Consider the following 4720-nt stretch of genomic DNA (forward strand, 5'->3'; position numbering starts at 1 on the left):
CATAGAAAAATTCCCCCTTCAAGAGTTATTTTATCATGTTGTGCGTTTTGGTCCAATTCTCTTGAGGGGCCAGCAAGGGCAAACTTAAAACCGAAATTTTGGAATCAGGTCTTGTGATAAAACGGAACGAAAAATAAATAAAAAGATGACTTCACACCTAATACCTAATAAATATCCTATGAGTTTTTGTTTTAAGTATAAAACCTAACAAAGTACTAGTACTCAAGAAGGAAGTGTCTTTTACCCGCCGCGCCCGCGAGTTTAAAGAAAGGAGGATGATCTGATGAGTAAGAATAAAAGGAAGGTTATAAAGATTGAGCAGGTATCGGACGGATATAAAATCTTTTACGAAACGGATCAAAAATGTTTGTTGGCTTATACAATTCATTACGGTTTATTGAATTTTACGGAGAAAGAACTGGCGAACACGAACAGGATAGGCGGTTATACTGCCGTTTATGTTGAAGATTCAATTATTTACGCTAAGGACGTGAGTTTATGGGAAAAATTGGTCTATATAATGATTAAATCATACTGTGGAATAAGCTATGAAGCATATCCTTCAATTGAACTGCTGGCGGATTCATCTGGTCATTCGCATACGACTATAATTGAAGCTATTGACAAACTGACAGAAAAAGGGACAATATCTGCAATTCGAAGCAGGCGCAGAAATGGATCTGATCAGCGTTATATGAATAACTTATACAAGTTTAAAAAGGCCGATGGTTCCGAATATTTAACTTATGTTCCCCTGAGTATTGTTTTTTCAAGGAGTTTAAACATAAATTCAAAGATGCTGTATATATTTCTGCTTGCAAAAGCGAAGAATGGATACATGGTAACTGTTACAAAAGAAGAGATAAAAGAGTACTTGTGTGTGCGCACGTGGGATACTGTAAAGAAACATATAGAAATACTCCATCGGCTTGGTTTTATTTATACTTACTGCAATGTAACAAAAGGGCCTGAAAAAGAAAAGGGGATTCGTTTTCTACTACGGCGCATATGCCCCCGAGAATTAATGATAACAGACGAGGACATCGATAATGTTATAGGAACGGAGGCGGTATCTTGATTCCAAAAAGGATTGAGCGATTTGTGATAAGGAATACAGATGTTATTGAATTGCTTGATGATTTAGATGTCGATTACAAAAGGTATGGCGATGAAGTAAGGATTATTTGCCCTTTTCATAGAAATGCAAACGGTTATAACCTTTCAATAAATGTTAAAAAAAGGGTTTTCTGTTGTTTTAGTCATGGTTGTGAAAAGAATGGTTACAATCTGGTTGATCTTGTTATGCGGATAATGAAAACAGATGACAGGGAAAGAGCGGTTCGTTATTTAGCAGGCTTGGCAAATTTGGAAATAGATTTATTGGGTCGAAACATTACTAAGGAGCATAAAAATAAAAAAGGAATATTGTCGTTTAAAGACAGTACTCTTTCATTCATAAAGGAATTTAGAACAATTGAAGAAGAAGGAGAATCTACTGTATATCAAGAATGGCAAATTCGCGAATGGCATAATGCATTATTAAAGAGCAGATATCCTCTTCGATATCTTACTGAAGAGCGCAAACTTACCGATTGGGATATTGAAAATTTTTACCTTGGATTTGATCCTGAAGAAAAAGATATTATTTTTCCTGTTTATTCAACAGAGGGAAAACTAAAAGCAGTTGTGAGGCGCACATTGTCAGAGGAAAAAGCTGAGTATTTTGGTAAATATAAAGCCATAGGAGCAAAAAGTGAATGCCTTTACGGGTTATATGAGGCGAAAAGTGTAGGCTATGATTTAAACAAGATTATTCTTGTTGAAGGGGTTTTTGATGCAATAGCGTTGCACCGCATGGGATATACTGCAGTAGCACTTTTAGGCACTTCGCTTTCTAAGTATCAGTTAAAAATACTGTATGAGCTGTGCCCTGATGAGATAATACTTTGTCTTGATAATGACAGCTGTAAAGGTAAAGATGAAGATGCGGGGAAAAACGGGGTGCTTAGAGTTATCAATCAGTTTTCGAAGTCGTGCTTTAATCTTGACAACATCAGTGTGTTACGGCTTTCTGGATATCAGGATCCAGACGAAGTTCCTGAGAAGGAATTCAGAAAAATGTACGAAAATAGAATATCGGCAATTGATTTTTATCTTATGCAACAAATACGGTGATTTTTTAGGAATTGTGGAATCGGCTTAATAAAAAAATGGAATCAAAATATCAAAGTTTTATAATAAAACATCTTGCCAAAAGATAAAAAGGATGATAAGATGCGAGCGATGGAGCATATAAAAAGGAGGCAGTAGAATGCACAAGATTGTTCACGAAAAATTCGTTTATTCCCCTAAAAAGGGGGCGTTTTGGATATATGTCGTGCGGTGGAGTTTTTGGAGCGGCGAGATCTTGCTAGCAGTGCCGTCTGGGGCAGGAAAGAGATTGGTTTGGAAAAAGCGGTATTACTTTCCCTTTGCTGCACCGTTACTTGCGGTCTCAGCACGACTGGCGGAGGCTTTTGCGATATAGAAGCCCTGTTTTTGCAGGGCTTTTTGTTATGCATGTGTTTGAGCTAAAATCCTAGGATTTTGTTAATGAATATATATCCTGGAATGGCACCTTATACTGAAACAGACGGCAGTGCAACGATCAGGATAGGCAAGGATTGCATGCCGTTAACGGGTTCTATGCGTAGGGAAATATTTGACAGAAGCGGTAATTCGGATTTTACTGCAAATTTAACCGATGTCTGTTGGAAAGACTGCTTTTCTCCTGTTGCCATAGAAAGAGTAAGAAATATGATGGCTGAAGAGCATGCGCCTGATATACTCATTCGCATGTCTGATGAAGATTTATTAGAATCTATTGGAGCCTTGAAAGAGGGAATGCTTACTTTTGGTGGCCTTTTGCTTGTTGGAAGCTCCGATTGGGCTGTATGAAATGGAGAGGTATATTGCTGCAGAAAATCCTACTATTTAGAGACAAAATAAACTAATTTGTTGCGTTAACGAATTTGCAACATTAAAACACAACAATAATTTGCTGTTTGTTGTATTTTATTGTTGCGGCAATGTTACAATGTTATATTGTTGCAGTAGAATAAAATGGTATGAGCTATTATAAAGAAACCTTATGATTCGATTATAATCCTTCAGCCAAATGATATGCAGCTATCGAGCGGTTAAGATAGTTGCTTTTTTAATTCTGTTTTTATGGTTATTTGATTGCAGCCTATTTAAATCCTATTGTAGAGGATTTTTCAACATGTGGTTAAAAGGTGGAACAATAACCCTCACAGCATTAATTATTCAGGTTATTGTTTCACTTTTTTCACATTCGAAGAAAAATATGTAAAACTTGACTTGTGTTTTTTAGTTTTGGTAAATTGGGTGCATAAGGCAATAAATTAAGTTGTAGTGCATCTACAAGTGAAATCTTAGTGAATAAAAAGAGCCGTTTTCAAACTTATTTGAAAAAGCAGGCTTTTATTTTTTTGATTTTTTTGTGACCATCCATAATTTGTATGACCACCAGTTTACATATTTCAATTTTTCAATTTATTGAAGGTGGTGGTCACAAATGATTGATGTGGAAAACAGGCAAGATCTTGCCGTAGATGATTTTCAGTTCCTGCTTGCATTTAAGGAGCAGGGGAAACCAGTATTTTTCCGAATGATTCATGATAATACCAGAGGCTATTCCAAAAATGAAAACTGCCTTCTGGTAGACAGTGAAGACGAATACGGTTTTATGCGGACCGTATTCCAGCGCTATCAGCGCAAGGGCTGTGGTATATTTTTTGTTGTGAATAATGGCGGACAGTGCAAGGCAAACATCTCTTCATTGACAGCTCAGTATGGAGATGCTGATTTCGGCAAGGAAGAAATTGGCAAGGATTCAGAGGGGAAGCCTGTTTTTCGTTTTAGGGCCCCAGATGAAATAGAAAATTGCAAACTAGAATTTCTACAGCAACTAATGCAGTTTGAGTTGAAGCCTTCTATTGTTGTCGAGACCAAAAACGGTTTTCATTTTTACTGGTTGTTAAAAAGAAACGAGCCGCATGATTTGAAAATGTTTGAACCAATCCAGAAGGCGATTATAAAAAAGTTTAATAGCGATCCAAATATAACGAACCTGGACAGGATACTGCGCCTGCCCAATTATCTGCATCTTAAAGACCCTGATGACCCGTTTTTGATTAAATGTATCAAGTTTGATCCGCATCTATGCTATACACAAGAGCAACTTGCAATTACACTGGGCTGTGATTTATCCAATTTGAAGAATAATGAAGACTCCAGGAGATTTGTGGTAGTTGACAATAAGGTTAAGCTTAGGAACGATATAGTGCCGCTAAACAATTCAATAGACATATATATACCACAACCACAGATGCCAAAGGAATTTGATAATTTCGAGCAAGCTATTGCCTTTTTAAGGGAACAAGATTTGTTCCAAATACTAAGAATTCCTTCACAACCAGGCAAAGCCTTTAGTTGCCGATTTCACGACGATGAGCATCCTTCTGCTGTTATCGTGCGCACTCAAGGGGGATATAAGTATTTCTGCAACTCGCCCAACTGTGAATTTCATTACAAAAATGGATTAGATATTATTGATCTTACCTCTGCGCTGAAATCACTTTCATTTTAACCCTCCATTCCGCCGCTACCGCTGGCGGCACAAATAGTAATGAAAAAAATGGTGCGCGGTTTTCACCAC

Annotated in this window: 5 protein-coding genes; all 5 read left to right on the forward strand. The window is 37.1% G+C overall.

The window, feature by feature from the left end; all coding sequences use genetic code 11:
- Window positions 1–283: 283 nt before the first annotated feature.
- On the forward strand, window positions 284–1078 hold the full coding sequence (locus ACKX14_RS15370; RefSeq protein ID WP_422449211.1) for a helix-turn-helix domain-containing protein: 795 nt from the start codon (window positions 284–286) through the stop codon (window positions 1076–1078).
- Window positions 1075–2175 carry a toprim domain-containing protein gene (locus ACKX14_RS15375; protein ID WP_422449213.1) on the forward strand — a complete coding sequence of 367 codons (1101 nt, stop codon included), beginning with the start codon at window positions 1075–1077 and terminating at the stop codon, window positions 2173–2175. The genes ACKX14_RS15370 and ACKX14_RS15375 overlap by 4 nt, the downstream gene beginning before the upstream one ends.
- A gap of 136 nt (window positions 2176–2311) precedes the next feature.
- Window positions 2312–2527 (forward strand): hypothetical protein, encoded by a 216-nt coding sequence (locus ACKX14_RS15380; protein ID WP_422449215.1) that lies wholly within the window; start codon window positions 2312–2314, stop codon window positions 2525–2527.
- A 65-nt stretch (window positions 2528–2592) separates the two neighbouring features.
- Window positions 2593–2937 carry a hypothetical protein gene (locus tag ACKX14_RS15385; protein WP_422449217.1) on the forward strand — a complete coding sequence of 115 codons (345 nt, stop codon included), beginning with the start codon at window positions 2593–2595 and terminating at the stop codon, window positions 2935–2937.
- 640 nt (window positions 2938–3577) lie between these two features.
- Window positions 3578–4651: a hypothetical protein gene (locus ACKX14_RS15390; protein WP_422449219.1), complete on the forward strand. Its 1074-nt coding sequence runs from the start codon at window positions 3578–3580 to the stop codon at window positions 4649–4651.
- Window positions 4652–4720: the final 69 nt, after the last annotated feature.

This window comes from Thermorhabdus hydrogeniformans (assembly GCF_049310025.1).
In the GTDB taxonomy this organism is placed as follows: domain Bacteria; phylum Bacillota; class Thermosediminibacteria; order Thermosediminibacterales; family Tepidanaerobacteraceae; genus JBJYKD01.